Source organism: Shewanella sp. 11B5 (assembly GCF_002836795.1).
Taxonomy (GTDB): domain Bacteria; phylum Pseudomonadota; class Gammaproteobacteria; order Enterobacterales; family Shewanellaceae; genus Shewanella; species Shewanella frigidimarina.
On sequence record NZ_PJAP01000902.1, the window covers coordinates 1 to 3,238 of the forward strand.

The window sequence follows — 3,238 nt, forward strand, 5'->3', positions numbered from 1 at the left end:
TAGTGTTGATATGAGCAAAACTCTAGGGCAATTTAAAATATAGCTATTAAAACAATTGATTAACTAAGGCTTTTTAGACTTGGCTTTACAACTGTCAACCTAAAAAGCCTTTAGATTTACCTTCTAAACTTTCATATTATTACCGCAACCAATATTGACTTAAAGCCTTGATTAATACATCACGGGCAATTTCGAGTCGAACATCACTTTTAGCCCTTATGACTTTAAGGTATATTGTGTCCATCAGATTAAATACTTGAGCTCAACAAGGTATTTTAGCAAAAAATGCTAGTAAACATTTCCCACTAGCGTATTGAAATATTGATACTTAATCCAATGAGTATTTAGTTGTCATTCATTACAGAGTATGTTTTTTATGTATCAAAAAACGGTCACCATTGTTGCTCCTCACGGCATTCACACGCGTCCAGCGGCATTACTGGTAAAAGAGGCAAAAGAGTTCGACTGCGACATCATGGTCGAATGTAATGGAAAACAGGCCAGTGCTAAAAGTTTATTTAAATTGCAAACATTGGGCCTTTACCAAGGCATGTCGGTGACGGTATTGGCGTCAGGTGAACACGGTCAAGCGGCTGTCGACAAAATAGCCTCAATGCTGATTACACTTAGCTAATAGGACAACGTTATGTCAATCAATGGAATCGTTGTATCTGCAGGCATCGCTTTTGGTAAAGCCCTGACGATTACCACTCAACTGCCACCTCTCGATTTTAAACTGCTTTCTATTGAGCAAATTGACCAGCAACAGCAACAGCTAACCCAGGCAATTAATCACTTAATTGCTCATTTACAACACTGCCAACATCACCTGTGCCCAGATTGCGATAATTTCCAACTCATTGATAGCGATATTATGTTGCTAGAAGATGAGGAGCTACAGCAGCAACTACATCAACAGATTAATCAATTTAGAGTTTGCGCAGCGGTCGCGGTTGATCGGATTTTTAATCAACATGCAGCAGAAATGTCGTCATTAGACGACCCTTATTTAGCCAATCGTAGCGGTGATATTATTTGTTTGGCTAAACGCCTGACCAGTGCTTTGCATGGCCATTTGCAATGGGACTTATCAACACTCGCAGAAGACACGATTTTACTCGCTGATGACTTAACCCCTGCTGAATTTGCCATATTGCCACTAACCCACATAACCGGACTTATTCTCGAATCTGGAGGCCTAACAAGCCATACTGCGATTTTAGCTCGGGCAGCGGGTATTCCAGCGTTACTTAATTATCAATTCTCACAATCTGAAAACCTCATCACAGATGGCTCGCAGCTCATTTTAGATGGTATGTCAGGTGAGTTACATATCGCCCCATCACCTGAACTATTCGACCAGTTAAAGCAAAAACAACAACAAGAATTGCTGCGTCGTCAAGCATTGATGATTTATAAAGATAAGCCCAGTCAAACCCTTGATGGTCATAAGATCACTTTGCTGGCCAATGTGGGAAATCTGAGTGAAATATCTCATACAGCCGAAGTCGGAGCACAAGGTATAGGCTTGTTTCGTACCGAATTTTTATTGATGAATGCTAAAGCGTTACCCGATGAGCAGCAACAATATAAACTCTATAGCGATGCTCTGCATAGTTTACAAGGTGACGTGTTGACTATTCGAACGTTTGATATTGGCGCAGATAAAGAGATCCCTTGTTTGCCGCAAAATAACGAAGATAACCCTGCCCTTGGTATTCGTGGTATTCGCTATAGTTTGGCGCACCCAGAGACCTTTATCCCCCAAGTAAAAGCGATACTTCGGGCGGCAAACCATGGCCAAGTTCGATTAATGTTTCCGATGGTTAGCCAGGTTGAAGAACTTGACGCCGCATTTTTATTAATTGAACGTGCCAAAGCAGAATTAATTGAACAAGAAAAAGGTTTTGGTACCCTGAGCTACGGTATTGTGGTTGAAACCCCAGCAGCAGTAATGAACCTACCCAGCATGCTGCCACTGCTTGATTTTGTCAGTATCGGCACAAATGATTTAACCCAGTATACTTTAGCGGCCGATCGTACTAATCCGCATTTAGCCAAACAATATCCGCCTCTGTCACCTGCTGTTATCCAGTTAATTTCCATCACCATAAACCACTGTAAAAAGGCAAACGTTAAAGTCTCTTTATGTGGTGAACTTGGTAGCGATCCACGCGTCTTACCTTTATTAGTCGGACTTGGGCTTGATGAATTGAGTATCAACCCAGCTAATTTATTAGATGTAAAAGTGGCATTGATTAAGGGGCATTACGCAGAATATGTCCGCCATGCACAACACATTGCTTTGTTAACTCGAATTACTGATATACGCTCAGCCATTAACGCTTTTGCACTTGATTACAATCAATAGCACGAATAAAGTTGGTAAAGTTCGCAGAGCCGTTTACAATTAACCGCATAAAAATATTAATAAAAGAGGCTTGTTCTTATGGGATTTTTAAGCCGTATTAGACGACTTATTTCTGGCCAACCACCATTAACAGGTGGTATTGCCATTTATGCACCTGTATCTGGTGATATTGTTGCAATTGAAAAAGTACCCGACGTGGTATTTGCTGAAAAAATTGTTGGCGATGGCATTGCTATCGACCCAAAGGGCGAATTTATTGTCGCTCCGATAGATGGCACCATAGGTAAAATTTTTGAAACCAACCATGCCTTTAGCATTGAGTCTCCACAAGGGCTTGAACTGTTTGTGCACTTTGGGGTTGGAACCGTTGAACTGCGAGGTAATGGCTTTAAACGTTTGGCCGAAGAAGGTCAGCAAGTTAAAGCCGGTGAACCGATTTTGTCTTTCGACCTTGCCTATTTACGCGGCAAAGTCGACAGTTTACTGACTCCGGTAGTTTTGGCCAATATGGAAGACGTTAAACAATTAGATAAGGCTCAAGGCAGCGTTGTTGCAGGTAAAGATATTATTTTTACGGTGCAAATGTAACATCAAGTTGGCTCTATCTATTTAACAACCCTATTCAATGATTGTCGTAAACTATCGCGCCACAATAATATGCAACCTTCAGCTTAAGTGAGCGTAGGTTGCATATTATGAAATCTTTTCAAAACACCGTCTTCGGCTTGTTCAAGCCGCTTCACAATGCCACAATGTTGTTAAATGCATTCAATGATATCCCTTTTACATAAGGCACTTTTTCAGGCTGATCTAAAAAGCCAAGCCTTACATGACAACCCTATCGACATTAATGGAGTATTCTTTTGA

The 3,238-nt window shown here is 40.9% G+C and carries 3 protein-coding genes; all 3 read left to right on the top strand.

The features are described 5' to 3' along the window. The first annotated feature begins 376 nt into the window (after positions 1-376). The gene (locus tag CXF78_RS17925; protein WP_041413537.1) at positions 377-634 is read left to right on the top strand and encodes an HPr family phosphocarrier protein; all 258 of its coding nucleotides are present in this window, start codon (positions 377-379) and stop codon (positions 632-634) included. A gap of 12 nt (positions 635-646) precedes the next feature. Continuing rightward, positions 647-2,371: a phosphoenolpyruvate--protein phosphotransferase gene (ptsP, locus tag CXF78_RS17930; protein ID WP_102037527.1), complete on the top strand. Its 1,725-nt coding sequence runs from the start codon at positions 647-649 to the stop codon at positions 2,369-2,371. Between the two features lie 78 nt (positions 2,372-2,449). Further along, entirely contained in the window at positions 2,450-2,959 is a 510-nt protein-coding gene (crr, locus tag CXF78_RS17935) for a PTS glucose transporter subunit IIA (RefSeq protein ID WP_011637233.1), read from the top strand. The last annotated feature ends 279 nt before the right edge of the window (positions 2,960-3,238 follow it).